Origin of the sequence: Streptomyces sp. NPDC001714 (genome assembly GCF_042892755.1) — a bacterium.
Classification (GTDB): Bacteria; Actinomycetota; Actinomycetes; order Streptomycetales; family Streptomycetaceae; genus Streptomyces.
The window spans coordinates 320,416-339,405 of sequence record NZ_JBIAUL010000005.1 but is presented as its reverse complement, the minus strand read 5'-3'; the positions used below and the strand labels follow the sequence as shown (position 1 = coordinate 339,405).

The following is an 18,990-nucleotide window of genomic DNA, read 5'->3' as shown; positions in this document are numbered from 1 at the left end:
CGATCGCACATGCGCTCCCTTCAGCGGGGGTCGAGACCGACCAGGATTGGTCGAGACCACTCTCCCGCACATCCGGTGGAACAATCCCCGCATGGCGGAAATCATCCAGAAGGACGGCATCTGGGCCTTCGACGGAGACGCCCTGCGACTGACTCCCGGACGGGACAGGAGCGTCGGTGTGCTGCGCCGGACTCTGGGTGAACTGGTCGTCCCGCTGGGCGCGTTGGCGGGGATCTCGTTCGAACAGGGCCGCAGGCAGGGGCGGCTGAGGCTGCGGCTGCGGGACGGCGCCGATCCGCTGCTGCACGCCACCGGCGGGCGCCTCGCCGAACCCCACGACCCCTATCAGCTGACGGTCGAGTCGGACCGGTACGGGGTCGCCGAGTACTTCACGGACGAGGTGCGCGACGCGCTGCTCCTCGAACGGGTGCCGGGCGCGCCGGTGAGCGAGTACCTGCTGCCGGGGCCGACGCTGCCGCTGTCGGTGTCCGCCGGGGACGGCACGGCGTCGTTCGACGGGGAGCGGGTGCGCCTGGAGTGGAACTGGAAGACGGAGGACGTCAAGGCCGCCGCGGGGCCGCGCACACTCGCCCTGGCGGACATCCTCGGTGTGGAGTGGCAGCCGTCCGCCGGTCTGGAGAACGGCCATCTGCGGTTCCGGGTGGCCGGCGCGCCGGCCAGGGAGCGGGCCAAGTACGACCCGAACGCGGTGGAGCTGTGGGGGTTCAAGCGGGATCCGCTGATGGCGCTGGTCGCGGCGGCGGTGCAGGCACGGCTGCCGCATCCGTCGGCGGCCGTCGCACCCGAGGCGTCCCGGGAACCGGGGGCACCCGAGACGGCCGGGGCCGATCACGACGCGTTGCTGCGGCGGCTCCGCGAGCTGGGCGAGCTGCACCGCGAGGGGGTGCTCACGGACGAGGAGTTCGCGACGGCCAAACAGGCGGTCCTCAAACGCTTGTGAGGACCGCCTGCGGGTGCCCTGCGCCCTGCCTTCCGGACGTACGGCCTTACTGCCTGCGCTCGCCGGGCCCTACTTGGCCTTGCGCGCCACGGTGAAGTGGTCGATGCGGTCGCCGGTCTCGGCGATGCCCGACACCTTCAGCTTGGCGTACTGGCCGCGCGGGGCGGGCTCGACGTCGACGCGCAGGAAGGAGTAGTTGAGGTAGCGCACCCGGGACCAGGCGACGGTCTCGTTGACCTTGCCGTCCTTGGTGTTGATGAAGGAGGCGACGGAGTCGACCTCGTTCAGGTGGCCCTCGTAGGAGTCCGGGGCGGTGAACGCGTAGAGGCTGCGGCCGGCCGCGCCCGCGGTGACGTAGACGACACCCTCGGTCTCGGAGTAGGCCGTCTCGCCGATCGGGAGCTTCTTGACGACGGTGTTGCCCTTGATGACGTCGGTGCGCTCGTACTGGTGGTTGTGGCCGTTGATGACCAGGTCCACCGTGTACTTCTCGAACAGCGGCACCCACTCCTGTCGCACGCCCCCCTCCGAGGCGTGCGCCGTGGAGGTGCAGTAGGCGCAGTGGTGGAAGAACACGACGATGAAGTCGATGTCCTTCGAGGCGCGGAACTTCTTCAGCTGCGCCTCGAACCACTTGGTCTGGGTGCCGCCCGAGATGCCCAGGTTCGCCGGGATCTCGAAGGAGACGTCGTTCGGGTCGAGCGAGATGATCGCCGTGTTGCCGTGGACGAAGGAGTAGACGCCCGGCAGGTTCTTCTTGTCCGGCCCGTTGTCGGGCAGGGTGAAGCGGGCCTCCTCGCCGCCGTAGCCGTTCGGCGAGTACCAGGCCTCCATGTCGTGGTTGCCGTACGACACCATCCACGGCACGGACTTGGCGACCGACTCGGTCTGCGCCAGGAACTGGTCCCAGATGCGGGAGTCGAAGCCGGTGTCGGCGGCCTTGCCCTGGCCGGCCGGGTCGGCGTAGGCGATGTCGCCGGCGTGCAGGTGGAAGCTGGGGTTCTGGCCGAGGATCAGGCTGTCGTTGGCCAGGCCGTGGTAGCTGACGCCCTGGTCGCCGAAGGCCGTGAAGGTGAACGGCTGCTTGGTGCGGGGCGCGGTGGTGAAGGTGCCTATGGTGCCGGCGAACTTCGGCGAGGCCGGGTCGAAGCCGTCGTGGCCGACGCCGTAGAAGTACGTCCTGCCGGGCTTGAGGTTGGCCACCTTGGCGTGCACGTAGTACTGGGTGTGGTCGCCGCTGGCGCCGATGCCGGCCGGGGTGTAGAGGGTGCGGATCTCGGCGTCGATCTTGACCGAGAGGTGCGAGGCGTGGGTGCCGATGCGGACGAACGGCTTCTTGACCGCGACCGGAACCTGCCAGGAGATCGTCATCTCCGTGGCGGCGTCGTCGCCGAAGGCCAGGTGGCGGCCGAACGGGGCGACGTAGGCACCGTCGACGTACTGGGTGGCGGGAGCGGAGGACTGGGTGGGGACGGCGGCCTGAGCGGTGCCGCCCAGGACGAACGAGCCGCCCGTGACGGCGCCGAGCGTGACGGCGCCGCCTCTGATCATGGAGCGCCGGGAGAACTTGGCGCGGAGGTACTCGTGCTGCTCGGCCATGCTCATGCGGTCGGCGAGCTCATCGGGTACGCCCATACGAGGAATGTCCATGGCGTCTGAAAATCGTCTCCACAAGCAACGTGGCGCAAGACACCGGATGGACAGGCTGCGAACAGCACCCCATAAGAGATTCAACAGTCCGTTGCCCGGAATCGGGCAGGATTCTTGCGAAACCGGCTCCGGTATCCGAGGATCTACCGGGTGCACGACGAACTCGTTGATCATCTGATGCGGTCCTCGCCCCTGAGCCGGGGCGAGGCGCTGCGGGTGATCCAGGACGTGCTCGCCTACTTCGACGAGACGACCGCGGACTACGTCCGTCGCCGGCACCGCGAGCTCCAGGCGGAAGGCCTGGTAAACGCGGAGATCTTCGACCGGATCGCGGCGGATCTGAAGTACAGGGCGGTCGCCCCGCCGGAGCTCACCCTCCGGCAACTGCGTCGCATGGTCTACGGATGACTACGGCTTAGGGATACGGAACACCTATATATGTGCGGAATTGTCGGATACATCGGTAAGCGCGACGTCGCCCCCCTTCTCCTCGAAGGTCTCCAGCGGCTGGAATACCGCGGTTACGACTCGGCGGGCATCGTCGTGTCCACGCCGAAGACGGCCGGTCTGAAGATGGTGAAGGCCAAGGGCCGGGTCCGCGACCTGGAGGCCAGGGTCCCGGGGCGCTTCAAGGGCACCACCGGCATCGCCCACACCCGCTGGGCCACCCACGGCGCCCCCTCCGACGTGAACGCCCACCCGCACATGTCGGCGGACCAGAAGGTCGCCGTCGTCCACAACGGCATCATCGACAACGCCGCCGAGCTGCGCCGCAAGCTGGAGGCGGACGGTGTGGTGTTCCTCTCGGAGACCGACACCGAGGTCCTCACCCACCTGATCGCCCGCTCCCAGGCGGAGACCCTGGAGGAGAAGGTCCGCCAGGCGCTGCGCGTGATCGAGGGCACCTACGGCATCGCGGTCATGCACGCCGACTTCCCCGAGCGGATCGTCGTCGCCCGCAACGGCTCCCCGGTCGTCCTCGGCATCGGCGACAAGGAGATGTTCGTCGCCTCCGACATCGCGGCCCTGGTCACCCACACCCGCCAGATAGTGACCCTGGACGACGGCGAGATGGCCACCCTCAAGGCCGACGACTTCCGCACCTACACCACCGAGGGCACCCGGACGACGGCCGAGCCGACCACGGTGGAGTGGGAGGCCGAGTCGTACGACATGGGCGGCCACGACACCTACATGCACAAGGAGATCTTCGAGCAGCCCGACGCGGTCGACCGCGTGCTGCGCGGCCGGATCGACGACCGCTTCTCCACCGTGCACCTGGGCGGCCTCAACCTGGACGCCCGCGACGCGCGTGCCGTGCGCCGGGTGAAGATCCTCGGCTGCGGCACGTCGTACCACGCGGGCATGATCGGCGCCCAGATGATCGAGGAGCTGGCCCGCATCCCCGCGGACGCCGAGCCGGCCTCCGAGTTTCGCTACCGCAACCCGGTGGTCGACCCCGACACCCTGTACATCGCGGTCTCGCAGTCCGGTGAGACCTACGACGTGCTCGCCGCCGTCCAGGAGCTGAAGCGCAAGGGCGCGCGGGTGCTGGGCGTGGTGAACGTGGTGGGCTCGGCGATCGCGCGGGAGGCGGACGGCGGGACGTACGTGCACGCGGGCCCGGAGGTCTGCGTGGTGTCCACCAAGTGCTTCACGAACACAACGGTCGCGTTCGCGTTGCTGGCGCTGCACCTCGGCCGCATCCGCGACCTCTCGGTCCGCGACGGCAAGCGCATCATCGACGGCCTGCGCAGGCTGCCGGCCCAGATCTCGGAGATCCTCGCCCAGGAGGCGGAGATCGAGAAGCTGGCCGCGGAGTACGCCGAGGCCCGCTCGATGCTCTTCATCGGCCGCGTCCGGGGCTACCCGGTGGCCCGCGAGGCCTCCCTGAAGCTCAAGGAGGTCTCGTACATCCACGCGGAGGCGTACCCGGCGTCCGAGCTGAAGCACGGCCCTCTCGCCCTCATCGAGCCGGCCCTCCCGACGGTGGCGATCGTCCCCGACGACGACCTCCTGGAGAAGAACCGCGCGGCCCTGGAGGAGATCAAGGCCCGCAGCGGCAAGATCCTGGCGGTGGCCCACCAGCACCAGGAGAAGGCGGACCGCACGATCGTCGTCCCCAAGAACGAGGACGAACTCGACCCGATCCTGATGGGGATCCCGCTCCAGCTCCTCGCCTACCACACGGCGAAGGCGCTGGGCCGGGACATCGACAAGCCTCGGAACCTGGCCAAGTCGGTGACGGTGGAGTAGCGCCGTTTGAGTCTGCGGCCCGGTGGGGGCTGGTCGCGCAGTTCCCCGCGCCCCTAAAAGACCAGGGGCGAGCGCCCCTTTAGGGGCGCGGGGAACTGCGCGAGCAACCCCCACGCACCCGCACGGGCCGGACGACCGAACGGACCCCCTCGTGTGCCACTGGCAACGAAGGGGTCCGCTCATTGGATCGCCGGGGACGCCCAACTCCCCGGCGTCGGCTGCCCTATCAGCCGTGGGCCGTCACCCCCCGGCCGGCAGCCCGCCCCGGCAGCACCGTCGGCCAGTGCGCGAGCGCGGCCGTCGCGGCGTACCAGGCCACCGCCCCCGCCGCCACCGCAACCCAGCCGCCGACCTTGGTCAGTGACGAGCTGTCGGCGAACTGCGCGACGGCGAGCACCAGCATCGCCAGGAACAGCAGCCCGTGCATGGCCTGTCCGAGCTGCTCGCCGCCCGCGAGGGTCAACGACAGGGCCACGAGGGCGAAGAGGAGCAGGAAGAGCCCGGCCCCGTTGGCCGAGGCGTGGCCGCCGGACGAGACGGCCCAGGTGAACCAGAGGGCGCCGAGGGCCACATAGCCCGTGCCGTTCGCGGCGTCGCGGTCACGGAAGGCCAGCAGGCCGACGAGGAAGAGGGCGACTCCGCCCACGTAGTGGGCGATTGACACGGCGTCGGAGGTGGTGACGTTGTCGATGACACCGGTGGTGCCGAGTCCGAACGCCAACAGGGTGATTCCCAGGGCGAGTCGACCGGCCACGGTGGTGGTTCCGCTTCCCGCAGAGACGTCGTTGTCCACGGCGGGCTCCCTTCATGCTCTGTGCAGTTGTGCGCGGTGACCGATATATGCCCTTCACAAGGGCACAAACACCTCTGCGCGCCAGGAATTTCAGGCACTGCACGAAGAGAGCCGGACCGTTCCCACGGCGCATCTCACCTGGGAGAACGTGGAGTTACGGAATGACAACGACAGGGCGCTTGGCCCGCTTGGCGAGTCGCCCGGCGACGGAGCCGAAGATCCGCCCGACGATCCCGTGGGTCGACCCCACGACGATCGCGTCGGCCTCGTACTCCCGCCCCACCTCTTCGAGTTCGTGGCAGATGTCACCGCCGCGCTCGACGAGGATCCAGGGCACCTCGGCCAGGTACTCGGCGCAGGCGAGTTCGAGACCGAGCACCTCGGTGCGGTGGTCCGGAACGTCGACGAAGACGGGTGGCTCGCAGCCGGCCCACACGGTGGTCGGCAGTCGGTTGGCGACGTGGACGATGATCAGCCCTGCACGGGAGCGGTGCGCCATCCCGATCGCATAGGCGAGGGCGCGCTCACTGGAGGTGGAGCCGTCGAAGCCGACGACCACTCCGTGCTTGAAGGCGGGATCGCAGGAAGGGCGTGACTCTTCCGCCGCCAGCGCATCGGCCGCCGTGGGGTCGGCGACCGGCCGCTTGCGGTCCGCTGGATCGAAGAATTCGTGACCGGCCATGGCTGTCTCGGCGTTGTGATCCTTGTGTGGGAGGGACGACAGTGTGCGGCGAGCTTGTGTCCGGGAAACATCTTCCCAACCCCATACCCCCAAGGGTACGGCGGCACGCCTCCTCAGCCCAGATCCCGCGCACTCTCCGTAGGGGACCTTCCCCGGAGTCGGTTAGGGGTTCCAGGGAGCATGCACGAGCCGCGCCCGTAACGCAATGGTTGCTGCCCCGTACAGGCGGTTTGCACAGGATTCGGACAGCACCGGAGCCCCCACGCACGGTGACCGACGGCTCGAACGCGCGTTGATCCCTGTACGAGCGCGTCACGAGGGAGCGCGGGGGAGCACGACGAGTACGACGAGGGAGTACGACCATGTCCGGACCGCGCCCCACCACCCCCGGCCCGCACCGCAGCCCCGGCCCGCACCGCTCCCCCGGCCCGCGGCGCTCCCCCAGCCCGCGGCGCGCCCCCGGGCAGCGCCGCGCCCCCGACCCGCACCGCGCTCCGGACACCGCCGGCGACGTGGTCCGCTGGGCCGCGTTCTCCTGCGCGCTCGTCCCCGTCGTGCTCCTCTGGTACGGCACCTCGCCGGCCGGCGCCGCCGGCACCGCACTCGGCCTCGCCGCCGTCACCGCCGCCTGCCGCTTCCTGTTGCGCCGCTCGGAGCTCGGCGCGAGGCTCGGCGCCGAGCGCGGGAGGGCGGCCCGGGGAGGCGGACGTCACACCCGGAGCAGTACACCGGTCGACTGACCGGTTTCCGCGCACGCCAACGCTTCTTTTCAGCCAACTTGGCGGACCCGCGCAAGAGGGGCACCAACCACCCCCCAACCCCCGTTCCACCTGCACGGACAGGGTCCGCAAGACCCTCCGCACCCTACGCGGTTTGGCCACTGCGACGAGGCGCACTTCCCTGCACGGCCTGTGAGTGCAACCCTTCGTGATCGAATGCTTCACGCCAAGTTGTCATGTCGACAATCGACGGCGTGTCGAACTGGTCACCGCGAGACCGCGGAAACCAGTAGATTCGATCTTGACGTCTTACGGCGGGGGACTCGTGCAGGACCGAGGGGAAACGTGCAGGAGCGACACAACCGAGGAGCCGCGACCACCAAGGGGGGCTTAGCAGGATGAGCCACGACTCCACTGCCGCGCCGGAAGCCGCGGCCCGGAAACTGTCCGGGCGACGGCGCAAGGAGATCGTCGCGGTGCTGCTGTTCAGCGGCGGCCCCATTTTCGAGAGTTCCATACCGCTGTCGGTGTTCGGGATAGACCGCCAGGACGCCGGCGTACCGCGCTACCGACTGCTGGTGTGCGGTGGCGAGGAGGGCCCGCTGCGGACCACAGGGGGCCTGGAACTCACCGCGCCGCATGGCCTGGAAGCGATCTCACGCGCCGGCACGGTCGTCGTACCGGCCTGGCGCTCGATCACCGCGCCGCCACCGGAAGAGGCGCTGGACGCGCTGCGCCGCGCCCATGAGGAGGGGGCCCGCATCGTCGGGCTGTGCACGGGTGCGTTCGTGCTGGCCGCCGCAGGCCTGCTGGACGGCCGCCCGGCCACCACCCACTGGATGTACGCGCCGACGCTGGCCAAGCGCTATCCGTCGGTGCACGTCGACCCACGAGAACTCTTCGTGGACGACGGCGACGTCCTCACGTCCGCCGGTACGGCGGCCGGAATCGACCTCTGTCTCCACATCGTGCGGACGGACCACGGCAACGAGGCGGCCGGTGCACTCGCCCGCCGCCTGGTGGTCCCGCCGCGCCGCTCGGGCGGTCAGGAGCGCTACCTCGATCGATCTTTACCAGAGGAGATCGGCGCCGACCCGCTCGCCGAGGTCGTCGCCTGGGCGCTGGAACACCTCCACGAGCAGTTCGACGTGGAGACGCTGGCGGCGCGCGCGTACATGTCGCGGCGCACCTTCGACCGCCGCTTCCGGTCGCTGACGGGGTCGGCCCCGCTCCAGTGGCTGATCACACAGCGGGTCCTCCAGGCGCAGCGCCTCCTGGAGACGTCGGACTACTCGGTGGACGAGGTGGCGGGCCGCTGCGGCTTCCGCTCCCCCGTCGCTCTGCGCGGCCACTTCCGCCGCCAGCTGGGTTCGTCCCCGGCGGCGTACCGGGCGGCGTACCGGGCGAGGCGGCCGCAGGCCGAGCGGGCCGACGCGCCCGAACCGGCACCGCTGCCGCCGACGGGCCCGCTCGCGGTCCCGTACCCCGAAGGCGTACTGCCGATGCAGACCCGCAGGACAGCCACGGTAGGCCTCTCGGCCAGCCTGCCGGGCCCCCGCACCGGCAGCTGACCCTTCCCCCCGCCCACCCGACGCCTCGGGTGGGCGGGGGACAACCCCCTCGCCCACCCACCACCCGACTCGGTAGGCCAAGTGCTGAGGCACAAGACGAGGGCACCCAGCCACACCCGCGACCGACACGCTGGGACACCCCGCGAGGCCGAAGACGACTCCCGGTCACACCCCGGCCACCAGCCACTCGACTCGACGGCCCGAACCGACGAGGCCGAGGACAACGGCACCCAGCCACGCCCTCCACCCACCACCCGACTCGGTAGGCCAAGTGCTGAGGCACAAGACGAGGGCACCCAGCCACACCCGCGACCGACACGCTGGGACACCCCGCGACGCCGAAGACGACTCCCGGTCGCACCCCGGCCACCGGCCACTCGACTCGACGGCCCGAACCGACGAGGCCGAGGACAACGGCACCCAGCCACGCCCTCCACCCACCACCCGACTCGACAGGACAGAGGGCAGGGCCGAAAACGACGGCCCCCCACCACCCTTCTCCCGGCCACCGGGCCCGCGAGGCGCCGAAGCTCGCCTGTCCGACGCCCGAGGACGACCACGCTCAGCCACCCCAGCCCGCCCGGCGACCAAGGACGCCCCCCTCGGCCACCCACCCGGCGGGCCGACGTCTGAGGAAGACCACGCTCACCCCCCACCCAGCCCGCCCGGCGACCAAGGACGACCACCCTCAGCCACCCACCCACCCACCCAGCCCGGCCGGCACCTGATGACAACCGCGCTCAGCCACCCTCCTGCCCGTCCGGCGCTTGAGGGCGAGGCCGTAGGCCGATGATGCGGGGGTGCGGGGCGGCAGTCCCCGGAGGCGGTCGGCGTTGCACCCGGGGGCCCACAAACGCCGACCTCAGCTTTAGGGTGGTCGCATGAACGATCGCATGGTGTGGATCGACTGCGAGATGACCGGCCTCTCGCTGTCCGACGACGCGCTCATCGAGGTGGCCGCACTGGTCACCGACTCCGAGCTGAACGTGCTCGGCGAGGGCGTGGACATCGTCATCCGTCCGCCGGCCAAGGCACTGGAGACGATGCCGGAGGTGGTGCGGCAGATGCACACCACGTCCGGCCTGCTCGACGAGCTGGCCGGCGGCACGACGCTCGCCGAGGCCGAGGAGCAGGTCCTGGCCTACGTCCGGGAACACGTGAAGGAACCCGGCAAGGCCCCGCTGTGCGGAAACTCCGTCGGCACCGACCGCGGCTTCCTCGCCCGGGACATGGCGGCCCTGGAGCGCTGGCTGCACTACCGGATCGTCGACGTCTCCAGCGTCAAGGAGCTGGCCCGGCGCTGGTACCCGCGGGCCTACTTCAACAGCCCGGAGAAGAACGGCAACCACCGCGCCCTCGCCGACATCCGCGAGTCGATCGCCGAACTGCGCTACTACCGCGAGGCCATCTTCGTACCGCAGCCCGGCCCGGACTCGGACACCGCGCGGACGATCGCGGCCAAGCACGTCCTGCCTGCGGAGTAGCCCTCGGCGGAGGGTCCTGGAGGTCTCCGGAGGGGCACCGGGAAAGCCGTGCGCGAGCACCCCTTCGGACCCTGTACACTTTTTCTCGGCCGGTCGGAGAAACCACAGAATGACCGCCGGTCGTGGTGGGTGTAGCTCAGCTGGTAGAGCACCTGGTTGTGGTCCAGGATGTCGCGGGTTCGAGTCCCGTCACTCACCCCATGGGACGGGCCCGTGATCTGCGGAACGCAGATCACGGGCCCGTCCGGCGTTCACCCACCGGCGAATACGTCCCGTCGCACGCTGTGGGATTCTCGCGACACCGACACCGACACCGACACCGACACCGACACCAGTCGGCAGTCGTTCGCATCCGTGCCGGTCCGTGGACAGTTGAGAAGTGCCGCCATGACTCGCCGGCGCCCGAACGCGTAAGCGCGGGCTCGAGGACTGCGCCGGATCCGTGGCAGGCACATCGGCGAGGAGTGGACCCCGAACTGATCGGACAGGCGACCGGGCGACGAGGATGACGACCGACAGCGATGCCCCGCCGTCCGGAATGGTCGGCGGGGCATCGCTGTCGGGTCGTCGGTGGGCGTCAGCCGATGTAGCCGGCCACGTCCGCGATCACGTTGGTGGTGCTGTTCGTGTAGAAGTCCACCTTGCCGTCGGAGCCGACGGGCACCATGACCTGGTTGGCGATCGTCTTCCCCGACGCCCAGTTCAGGTTGGAGGCCGTCGGACGACTGCCGCCGTCGGCCCAGGCGGTGAGGTAGCCGCCGCCGGTGGTGCCGGTGACGGTGACGGTCAGCACGACCGCCTTGACGCCGGTGGACGGGATGGCGTCGCGCCCCGAGATCTGCAGGGCCAGCGTCTTTCCGGCGCCCAGCGCCGTCGTCTGACGGGTGTCCAGCAGGCGCAGCGGGGTGACCGTGTGGAAGGCCGAGCCGCTGGTGGAGAAGTAGCCGGAGACGTCGGCGATCACGTGGCTGGTGCCGTGGACGTAGATGCTGACGTTGCCGTCGCTGCCGATCGGCACCACCACCAGGTTGGGGATGGTGGTCCCGGTGGCCGACCAGTTGACGTTGGACGCGGTCGGGCGGGTGGCGCCTTCGGGGTAGGCCTCCAGGTAGCCCCCGCCGACGGTCTGGGTGGCCGTCAGGTTGAGCACCACGGAGCCGGCACCGGTCGGCACGCCCCCATGGCCGCGGACCTTGAGGCTGATCACCTTGTTGGAGATCTTGCTGGTGGTGGGGATGCCGACCTTGGAGCGGGTGTCCAGCAGGCGGGCCGGGGTCAGCGCCGTGTACTTCGAGCCGGTGGTGCCGCTGGTGTAGTAGCCCTGGACATCGGCGATCAGGTGGGTGGTGCTGCTCGTGTAGAGGTCCACCACGCCGTCGCCCGCCACCTTGACGGTCGCCGAGGCGGCGATGGTCTGGCTCGCGCCGGTCCAGTGGAGGTTGCTGGTCGCCGGCTTGCTGGTGCCGTCGGCCCAGGCGATCAACGAACCCGCGCCGGTGGTGCCGGTGACCGTGAGGTTGAGCACGACAGCGGTCACGCCGCTGCTGGGGATCCCTCCGGCGCCCTCGATCTTGACCGGCGCGGTGCCGCCCGCGACCAGGGGCTTCGTGGTCGGGATGGAACTGAGGCCCCAGCCGGTGCCGTTGCGGGTGTCCAGCAGGCGCTTGGGGCTGCTGAGCGGGTGGAAGGTGGCGGCGCCCGTGGCGGCGGTGCCCTTGGCCGCGCACAGTGCGGTGGTCAGGCCGGCCTCCTTGGGCGAGCCCAGGCCGGTCACCTCGTCGTAGCCGGCGGCCGCCGTGTAGCCGGTGGCGTATACGGAGTTGTCGCCGCTGGTGACGTCCCAGAAGCTGGTCGGGTAGCTGCTCCGTGCGGCCTTGTAGAGGGCGTTGTTGAGGAAGCCGACCTGGCCGTTGGTCTGGCAGGCCGTGCCGGCGTTGGCCTGGACGATCGCGGCGGCCCAGGTCGGGGCCGCGCCGCTGGTGCCGCCGACGAGACCGGGGACGGGGCTGGAGGACTGGCTGTCGTCCTGGTAGTAGATCGGATACCCGTCGGCCGGGTCCGCCAGAGCGGAGACGTCCGGAACGGCACGCTTGCTGGTGGTGGCGACACCGCCCTGGTAGACGACGGGAGCCCAGCGCGAGGAGACGCCGCCACCGGTACCGCCGGAGGCGTTGCCCCACGTCGTCTGGGTCGTGGTGCTGCCCGAGGTGGTCATCGTGGTGCCGCCGACACCGGTGACGTAGGGCTGGCTCGCGGGGTCGTCGACGGCCTTGGCCGTGGAGCCGGTGGCGCGGTAGCAGTCGCTGGAGCCGTCGTCGCCCGAGGCGGCGACGACGCTCTGGCCCTGCGCGGCGGCCTCCGCGAAGACGGTGTTCTCGGCATTCGCGGTGGCGCTGCTCTCGACCGCCTCGCATTCACCCCAGCTGGTGGAGATGACCTGCGCCTGGTCGTCGGTGACCATCCGCTGGTAGACGTCGATCACGTTCTGGTCGGTCGCGGACGCGGCGTCCGGCCCCTGGTAGTCGATGATCGCGGCGCCGGGCACCAGGCCTATCAGGTCCTCGATGTCGAGCGCGGACTCCACGCCGACCGATCCGTCGGTGGCCGGCGCGCCGGCCCCTGCCGTCGTGTCGACGTACACGTGGGACACCGAGGTGCTGGTACCGACGCAGGACTGGTACGCGGCGATGCTGCCGGCGTCGACGTTCTCCAGCTCGAACACGGCCACGGTCTGCCCGGCACCGGCGGTGGCGGAGCTGGCCATCCCGTAGGCGCCGGCCAGCTTGCCGGGGCTGTAGTAGTCGATGCCGTCGGTCAGGCCCGAGCCGGTGAAGTCGGCGCAGAGTGCCGGGGTGTACGTGTGCGGGGTCACGGTGCGCGAACTGCGCCCGGAGACGGTGGCGGTGCTGTGCCTGCTCGCACGACGCACCGGGGAGTGGTGACTGCTGACGGTGTTGATGCTGCTCAGGCCGACGATCCCGGTCACCGAGGACGCCACGTCCGCGGGCAGCGAGGGTGCCGAGGTGTTGAGGTAGTCGGTGGTGCCGTCCTTGAGCCGGACGTCGCGAAAGCCGGTGCCGAAGGCGTGGGACGCCTGCGCGGCGGTGGCGGTGACCGGGATGGACAGGCCGTCCGGGCTGACCTTGCCGGGAGAGAGACCGGCCGCCTTCAACGCCTGTGAGACTCCCGCGATGGTGGCCTGCGTGGGACCGAAGACCGAGGCGAACTGCCCCTTGGCCAGGTAGTGGTGGTATTGGGCGTTCCCCGGTGTGGACACCGCGGTGACGAAGTCCGCCAGCGCCTGCGGGTCACGTGGGGCGAGGTTGACGCTGAGGTGCAGCGTGGTTCCCGACGCGGTCGCGCCGGTCACCGTCGCACCGGTCGGGACACGCGGGGCCGCCCCTATTCGCTTGGGGGCGGCCGATCCGGCCACTCCCCCCTGGGCGACCGCGCCACTGGCGGTCGCGGTGACGGCTATGAGGGCGATGGCAGCGGTGGAAGCCGCGGTGATCGCCCTGGCCCGTCTGCCGGTCTTGGCTGCCGCGCGTCCGGGACGTCCCGGCCCGGCGTGGACCTTCTTGGCCATGCAGAAATCTCCTAAAAACTGACGCGCCGCCACATTCATGGCTGTGACGGCGGTCGAAGCGTCACTCGGGCCGACAGGCGCATCCACGTCACGTGGTGTGCAGGAGCTATCCCTCTTAACCGAAGTGTGCGCATTTTTTATCAGGTCACGACAGTTACTGTCTCTGTTCGCGCGAGAACCATGAACGGATCTTTACGCCGCCGCGGTGAACCGAGCCGTGCGCCACCTCGTCGATGCGTTGACCGCGCGGCCGCGGACCACCGCGAGCAGCAGTGCGTGCCGACCCCATGACGTGAGCGGCACACCCGCCGGCTCGGCAGCACGAGGGCTTCTGGAGCCGTGGTCGCCGGCCGCGGCAGAGACCGCGCACCGACGCCGACCGCACCCGGTCCGCTTCCGCTGCGAGTTGCGGACTTCGGTCCCGCCGCCGGAGGGAGCTGCTGGGGTGGAGCCCCAGTGCGAACGCTGCTCCTGCGGTGCTGTCCTGACGTGGTCGGCCACCATCGGGCCGGCGACGGTCACCGGCCCACTCGACGCCTGCGCCCCTGCTCCGGCTGAACTCCCTGCCCCCAGCGCACTTCCTTGTCCCCGAGCCGAAAGGCGACCACCTTCCTATGCCTTCCGAACCCCTGCTTCCGACCGGCCGCCGCGGATTCCTCAAGGGCGCCGCCGGCGCGCTCGCCGTCCCGGCCGCCGCCACCCTCGTCGGCGTCGGTGCGCTGGCCGAGCCCGCCCACGCCGACGAGGGCGGCCTGCCCGACTTCGCGCCGATCCCGGCCGCCGCGGCCGGGCCGCAGGTGAACGAGGACGGCTACTACGTGGGCCGGATCGCCGGAAACCTCTACTGGGTCACGGACTCCTACTACCAGGCCATGTTCCTGACGACCCGGCGGGGCGTCGTCCTCGTCGACGCCCCGCCGACCATCGGGCACAACCTGCTCCGCGCCATCGACGACGTCACCCGGGCCAACGGCCGGCCGGGCAAGGTCACACACCTCGTCTACTCGCACTCGCACGCCGACCACATCGGCGCCGCCGGCCTGTTCGGAACCGACGTCGTCCGGATCTCGCACGCCGCGACGGCCGGTCTGCTGGCCCGCGCGGCGGACCCCAACCGGCCGCTGCCGACGGTCACGTTCCACGACAGGTACCAGCTCAAGGTCGGCGGGGAGACCCTGCGCCTGGCATACCACGGCCCCAACCACTCCCCCGACAACATCTTCGTCCACGCGCCCGAGTACGACACCCTGATGCTGGTCGACGTCCTGTACCCGGGCTGGGTGCCGTTCAAGAACCTCGCGGTCTCCCAGGACATCCCCGACTGGATCAAGGCCCAGAGCATCGCGATGGAGTACCCGTGGCAGACGTTCGTCGGCGGCCATCTCGGGCGGCTCGGAGTCCGCGCGGACGGCGCCCTGCAGATCCGGTACATGGACGATCTGGAGGCCAGCACCCGGTCCGCGATCGCCTCCGTCGACCCGGCCCCGTTCTTCGCCAAGTACGGCGCGCAGGGAAACTCGTGGGCGATCTTCAAGACCTTCCTCGACGCGGTCGCGGACGCCGCCGCCGCTCCGGTGACCGCGAAGTACACCGGAGTCCTCGCCGCCGCCGACGTCTTCACACGGGACAACGCGTGGACGCTCCTCGAGTCCCTGCGGATCGACGCCGGTGTCCTCGGGCCGTTCGGCGTCCACCCCTGAACCACTGGGGTGGATCCCCGGTGCGAAGGCGCCGGGGGTCCTGGTCTCGTGTGCACACGCCGGGTCAGTACACCCACACAAGAGAGGCCCAGCCATGACCGTCCCCCTCCCTCTTCCCGTGGTCTTCATCCACGGACTCTGGCTGCACAGCACCTCCTGGCAGCCGTGGATCGACCTGTTCCGCGACGAGGGCTACGACCCGTCCGCGCCCGGGTGGCCCGGCGACCCCGACACCGTCGAGGAGGCCCGCCAGAACCCCGAGAGCATCGCCGACCACGGCATCGACGACGTCGTCGCGCACTACGCGGCCCTGATCGAGGCCCTGCCCGTACGGCCCATCCTGATCGGCCACTCCTTCGGCGGGATGATCGCGCAGAAGCTGCTCGGCCAGGACCGCGCCGCCGCGGCGGTCGCGATCGACGCCGCACAGATCAAGGGCGTCCTGCCCCTGCCGCTGTCCGCGCTGAAGGCGACGCTCCCGGTCTTCAGGAACCCGGCCAACAGGCGCCGGTCGGTGTCCCTGAGCGCGGAGCAGTTCCGGTTCGCCTTCGGCAACGCCGTCGCCGAGGAGGAATCGGCGGCCCTGTACGAGCGCTGGACCATCCCCGCGCCGGGCAAGCCGCTGTACGAGGCCGCCTCCGCCAACTTCAACCCCCACTCGCCGGCGAAGGTCGACACGGACAACAGCGGACGCGGCCCGCTGCTGCTCATATCCGGCGGCAAGGACCACACGGTGCCCGAGGTCGTCACCCGGGCCACCCTCAAGCAGTACCGGCACTCCGAGGCCGTCACCGACATCATCAACTTCCCCGACCGCGGGCACTCCCTGACGATCGACGGCGGCTGGCGCGAGGTCGCGGACACCGTTCTCACCTGGCTGCGGCAGCAGAGCCTGGGGGCCGGGCGATGAACTCCCGCCCCGAGGACGCCGGAACGGCCGGTGCCGACGCCGGCCTGGTCGGGCGGACCGTCGTGGTCACCGGCGCCGGGCGCGGTATCGGGCTGGCCGTCGTCGAGGCCTTCCTCGCGGCCGGCTCCCGCGTCGTCGCGGGCTCCAGGGAACGCACCGAGGCCCTCGACGAGCACGTGAAGCGAGGGGCCGAGCTCACCGTCGTGGAGGTCGACCTCGCGACGCCCGACGGTCCGGCCGCGCTGGTCGCCGAGGCGGTGGCGAGCCATGGCGGTGTCGACGTCCTGGTGAACAACGTCGGGGCGGTACGGCCGCGGGTGGACGGCTTCCTGAGCGTGGCGGACGAGGACTGGGAGTGGACGTTCACGGTCAACTTCATGGCCGCCGTCCGCGCCACCCGGGCCGCCCTGCCGCACCTGCTCGCCACCGGCGCGGGACGGATCGTCACCGTCTCCTCGGTCAACGCCCGGCTGCCGGACCCGCTGGTCATCGACTACGGGGCGGCGAAGGCGGCGCTGACCAACTTCTGCAAGGCCCTGTCCAAGGAGGTGGGACCACGCGGTGTGCGGGTGAACACCGTCGGTCCCGGACCGGTGGAGACGGCACTGTGGCAGGGCGCCGGCGGCGTCGCCGACACGGTCGCCCGGTCCCGGGGCGTCGACCCCCGGGAGGTGGCCCGCGGCGCGGCCGGCCAGTCGGTGACCGGCCGCTTCACCCGGCCGTCGGAGGTCGCCGACCTCGTCGTCTACCTCGCCGGTCCCCGGGCGGCGAACATCACCGGCGCCGACTTCGTCATCGACGGCGGCCTCGTCGAATCCCTCTGACCCGCCGTCACCGCACCCCGGTCCGCCACATCCACGAAGGGAAACCGACATGCCGTACATCACCGTCGGCCAGGAGAACTCCGCCGACATCGAGCTGTACTACGAGGACCACGGGAGCGGGCAGCCCGTCGTGCTGATCCACGGCTACCCGCTGGACGGCCACTCCTGGGAGAAGCAGCTCCCGGCCCTGCTCGACGCGGGCCACCGGGTCATCACCTACGACCGGCGCGGCTTCGGCCGGTCGTCGCAGCCGACCACGGGCTACGACTACGACACCTTCGCCGCCGACCTCAACACGCTGCTGACCGAGCTGGACCTCACCGACGCGGTACTCGTCGGGTTCTCCATGGGCACCGGCGAAGTCGGCCGCTACCTGGGGACGTACGGCTCGCAGCGCGTCGCCAAGGCCGCCTTCCTGGCCTCCCTCGAACCCTTCCTGGTCAAGACCGACGACAACCCGGACGGCGTCGACCAGGCCGTCTTCGACGGCATCCTGGAGGCGGTCACCAAGGACCGCTACGCCTACTTCACCGGCTTCTACGAGGCGTTCTACAACCTCGACGAGACGCTCGGCAGCCGGATCAGCGAAGAGGCCGTGCGGGCCAGCTGGAACGTGGCGGCAGGCGCGTCGGCGTACGCGTCGGTGGCCTGCGTGCCCACCTGGATCACCGACTTCCGCGCCGACGTCGCCAGGATCGACGTACCGACGCTGATCCTGCACGGCACCGCCGACCGGATCCTGCCGGTCGACGCCACCGGTCGGCCCTTCCACGCGCTGTTGCCCTCGGCCGAGTACGTCGAGGTCGAGGGTGCCCCGCACGGCCTGCTGTGGACGCACGCCGAAGAGGTCAACGCCGCGCTGCTGGCCTTCCTGGCGAAGTAGCCGCCCGGTTGCGGGATACGACCCGCCCGCGCGGTCGGCGCCGGCGGGAAGCACACACGAGGAGGCGGCGATGACGGGATCCGGAGCGCTGAGGATGACGGATCACGCCGGCGTCCCGCTCGTCCACGGCCGGCCCCGGGTCAACGGGGTCGATCTGCACTGTGCGACGGGCGGCAGTGGCGACCCGGTCGTCCTGATCCACGGGGTGCCGAAGACCATGTTCTTCTGGCGCCACGTCATCCCGCTGCTCACCCCGCACCACACGGTCGTCGCGGTGGATCTGCGGGGGTTCGGCGGCTCCGGGCGTCCGGTGTCCGGGTACGACACGCGGACGCTGGCCGCCGACATCGCCGCGCTCATGGCGGCACTGGGACACGACCGGTACCGGGTGGTGGGCGAGGACTGGGGTGCGGCCGTCGCCTACGCCGTGGCGGCCTTCCACCGCCCGAAGGTCGTCCAACTCGTCTTCCAGGAGACCAGACTGCCCGGCCTGCCGGTTCCCGACCTCGGGCCGCTCGCCGCCGAGGATCCCCGCACCGGCTGGCACCGCTCGCTGTTCGGCCTCCCGCACTACCCCGAATTGCTGATCGCCGGCCGTGAGCGTGCCTTCTGGACGTACTTCATGCGGCGGATCATGTGGGACCCGAGTGCGTACACGGACGCCGACGAGGACGCGTACACCCGGGGGCTCGAAGAACCGGGCGGCAGCCACGCGGTGTTCGAGCTGTACCGGGCGACCGAGACCGACGCCGACCAGAACCGGCCGCAGTTCGCCGTCCCGCTGGAGTGCCCGGTGCTGGCCGTCGGGGGCCGTGCCTACCTTGCCGCAGAGCCCGGGGAACAGATGGCCCAGGTCGCGGTGAACGTCACACCTGTGGTGATCGAGCAGGCGGGGCACAACATCCCGTTGGAGGCACCCGCCGAACTCGCACGCCACTACCTCGACTTCTTCGCGGCCGCGGAGGAATGAC

15 protein-coding genes and 1 tRNA gene are annotated in these 18,990 nt (G+C 70.5%); 12 read left to right on the top strand and 4 right to left on the bottom strand.

Features of this window, described 5'->3' with window-relative positions:
* The first annotated feature begins 91 nt into the window (after positions 1–91).
* The gene (locus ACFY0P_RS15765) at positions 92–961 is read left to right on the top strand and encodes a DUF4429 domain-containing protein (RefSeq protein WP_388912224.1); all 870 of its coding nucleotides are present in this window, start codon (positions 92–94) and stop codon (positions 959–961) included.
* Positions 962–1,030: 69 nt separating this feature from the next.
* Here the strand turns inward: ACFY0P_RS15765 and ACFY0P_RS15760 are convergent, their stop codons facing one another.
* On the bottom strand, positions 1,031–2,596 hold the full coding sequence (locus ACFY0P_RS15760) for a purple acid phosphatase family protein (protein WP_388912222.1): 1,566 nt from the start codon (positions 2,594–2,596) through the stop codon (positions 1,031–1,033).
* Positions 2,597–2,761: 165 nt separating this feature from the next.
* Between ACFY0P_RS15760 and ACFY0P_RS15755 the strand changes: the two genes are divergently transcribed.
* Together ACFY0P_RS15755 and glmS are read left to right on the top strand one after the other, a co-directional pair.
* Entirely contained in the window at positions 2,762–3,019 is a 258-nt protein-coding gene (locus ACFY0P_RS15755; RefSeq protein WP_388912219.1) for a hypothetical protein, read from the top strand.
* A 30-nt stretch (positions 3,020–3,049) separates the two neighbouring features.
* On the top strand, positions 3,050–4,867 hold the full coding sequence (glmS, locus tag ACFY0P_RS15750; protein ID WP_388912217.1) for a glutamine--fructose-6-phosphate transaminase (isomerizing): 1,818 nt from the start codon (positions 3,050–3,052) through the stop codon (positions 4,865–4,867).
* A gap of 226 nt (positions 4,868–5,093) precedes the next feature.
* Here the strand turns inward: glmS and ACFY0P_RS15745 are convergent, their stop codons facing one another.
* Positions 5,094–5,660, bottom strand: a complete 567-nt coding sequence (locus ACFY0P_RS15745) for a GPR1/FUN34/YaaH family transporter (RefSeq protein ID WP_388912215.1) — start codon at positions 5,658–5,660, stop codon at positions 5,094–5,096.
* A 154-nt stretch (positions 5,661–5,814) separates the two neighbouring features.
* The gene (locus ACFY0P_RS15740; RefSeq protein ID WP_089105170.1) at positions 5,815–6,342 is read right to left on the bottom strand and encodes a universal stress protein; all 528 of its coding nucleotides are present in this window, start codon (positions 6,340–6,342) and stop codon (positions 5,815–5,817) included.
* Positions 6,343–6,704: 362 nt separating this feature from the next.
* On the opposite strand from ACFY0P_RS15740, the gene ACFY0P_RS15735 reads away from it, so the two are divergent.
* The 4 genes from ACFY0P_RS15735 to ACFY0P_RS15720 all read left to right on the top strand — a co-directional run bounded on the left by ACFY0P_RS15735 (position 6,705) and on the right by ACFY0P_RS15720 (position 10,317).
* Positions 6,705–7,082: a hypothetical protein gene (locus ACFY0P_RS15735; protein ID WP_388912213.1), complete on the top strand. Its 378-nt coding sequence runs from the start codon at positions 6,705–6,707 to the stop codon at positions 7,080–7,082.
* Positions 7,083–7,459: 377 nt separating this feature from the next.
* Positions 7,460–8,632, top strand: a complete 1,173-nt coding sequence (locus ACFY0P_RS15730; protein ID WP_388912211.1) for a helix-turn-helix domain-containing protein — start codon at positions 7,460–7,462, stop codon at positions 8,630–8,632.
* 881 nt (positions 8,633–9,513) lie between these two features.
* Positions 9,514–10,116 (top strand): oligoribonuclease, encoded by a 603-nt coding sequence (gene orn / locus ACFY0P_RS15725; protein ID WP_365790539.1) that lies wholly within the window; start codon positions 9,514–9,516, stop codon positions 10,114–10,116.
* Positions 10,117–10,241: 125 nt separating this feature from the next.
* Positions 10,242–10,317, top strand: a tRNA-His gene (locus ACFY0P_RS15720).
* 376 nt (positions 10,318–10,693) lie between these two features.
* Here ACFY0P_RS15720 and ACFY0P_RS15715 read toward each other — a convergent pair.
* The gene (locus ACFY0P_RS15715; RefSeq protein WP_388912208.1) at positions 10,694–13,702 is read right to left on the bottom strand and encodes a protease pro-enzyme activation domain-containing protein; all 3,009 of its coding nucleotides are present in this window, start codon (positions 13,700–13,702) and stop codon (positions 10,694–10,696) included.
* A 614-nt stretch (positions 13,703–14,316) separates the two neighbouring features.
* Between ACFY0P_RS15715 and ACFY0P_RS15710 the strand changes: the two genes are divergently transcribed.
* From ACFY0P_RS15710 to ACFY0P_RS15690, 5 genes are all read left to right on the top strand, one after another.
* Complete coding sequence (locus ACFY0P_RS15710; RefSeq protein WP_388912206.1) at positions 14,317–15,402, top strand: MBL fold metallo-hydrolase; 1,086 nt, start codon at positions 14,317–14,319, stop codon at positions 15,400–15,402.
* 94 nt (positions 15,403–15,496) lie between these two features.
* Positions 15,497–16,312, top strand: coding sequence for an alpha/beta hydrolase (locus ACFY0P_RS15705; protein ID WP_388912203.1), 816 nt, complete (start codon positions 15,497–15,499; stop codon positions 16,310–16,312).
* Positions 16,309–17,136 (top strand): SDR family NAD(P)-dependent oxidoreductase, encoded by an 828-nt coding sequence (locus ACFY0P_RS15700; protein ID WP_388912200.1) that lies wholly within the window; start codon positions 16,309–16,311, stop codon positions 17,134–17,136. The genes ACFY0P_RS15705 and ACFY0P_RS15700 overlap by 4 nt, the downstream gene beginning before the upstream one ends.
* A gap of 49 nt (positions 17,137–17,185) precedes the next feature.
* Complete coding sequence (locus ACFY0P_RS15695; protein ID WP_388912197.1) at positions 17,186–18,019, top strand: alpha/beta fold hydrolase; 834 nt, start codon at positions 17,186–17,188, stop codon at positions 18,017–18,019.
* 70 nt (positions 18,020–18,089) lie between these two features.
* Positions 18,090–18,989 carry an alpha/beta fold hydrolase gene (locus tag ACFY0P_RS15690; protein WP_388912194.1) on the top strand — a complete coding sequence of 300 codons (900 nt, stop codon included), beginning with the start codon at positions 18,090–18,092 and terminating at the stop codon, positions 18,987–18,989.
* Position 18,990: the final 1 nt, after the last annotated feature.

Excerpts from the sequence above, each read along its gene's own strand:
- ACFY0P_RS15765 (WP_388912224.1), top strand. The coding sequence starts at position 92 with ATGGCGGAAATCATCCAGAAGGACGGCATCTGGGCCTTCGACGGAGAC.
- ACFY0P_RS15760 (WP_388912222.1), bottom strand. The coding sequence starts at position 2,596 with ATGGGCGTACCCGATGAGCTCGCCGACCGCATGAGCATGGCCGAGCAG.
- glmS (WP_388912217.1), top strand. The coding sequence starts at position 3,050 with ATGTGCGGAATTGTCGGATACATCGGTAAGCGCGACGTCGCCCCCCTT.
- ACFY0P_RS15740 (WP_089105170.1), bottom strand. The coding sequence starts at position 6,342 with ATGGCCGGTCACGAATTCTTCGATCCAGCGGACCGCAAGCGGCCGGTC.
- ACFY0P_RS15735 (WP_388912213.1), top strand. The coding sequence starts at position 6,705 with ATGTCCGGACCGCGCCCCACCACCCCCGGCCCGCACCGCAGCCCCGGC.
- ACFY0P_RS15730 (WP_388912211.1), top strand. The coding sequence starts at position 7,460 with ATGAGCCACGACTCCACTGCCGCGCCGGAAGCCGCGGCCCGGAAACTG.
- orn (WP_365790539.1), top strand. The coding sequence starts at position 9,514 with ATGAACGATCGCATGGTGTGGATCGACTGCGAGATGACCGGCCTCTCG.
- ACFY0P_RS15715 (WP_388912208.1), bottom strand. The coding sequence starts at position 13,702 with ATGGCCAAGAAGGTCCACGCCGGGCCGGGACGTCCCGGACGCGCGGCA.
- ACFY0P_RS15710 (WP_388912206.1), top strand. The coding sequence starts at position 14,317 with ATGCCTTCCGAACCCCTGCTTCCGACCGGCCGCCGCGGATTCCTCAAG.
- ACFY0P_RS15705 (WP_388912203.1), top strand. The coding sequence starts at position 15,497 with ATGACCGTCCCCCTCCCTCTTCCCGTGGTCTTCATCCACGGACTCTGG.
- ACFY0P_RS15700 (WP_388912200.1), top strand. The coding sequence starts at position 16,309 with ATGAACTCCCGCCCCGAGGACGCCGGAACGGCCGGTGCCGACGCCGGC.
- ACFY0P_RS15695 (WP_388912197.1), top strand. The coding sequence starts at position 17,186 with ATGCCGTACATCACCGTCGGCCAGGAGAACTCCGCCGACATCGAGCTG.
- ACFY0P_RS15690 (WP_388912194.1), top strand. The coding sequence starts at position 18,090 with ATGACGGGATCCGGAGCGCTGAGGATGACGGATCACGCCGGCGTCCCG.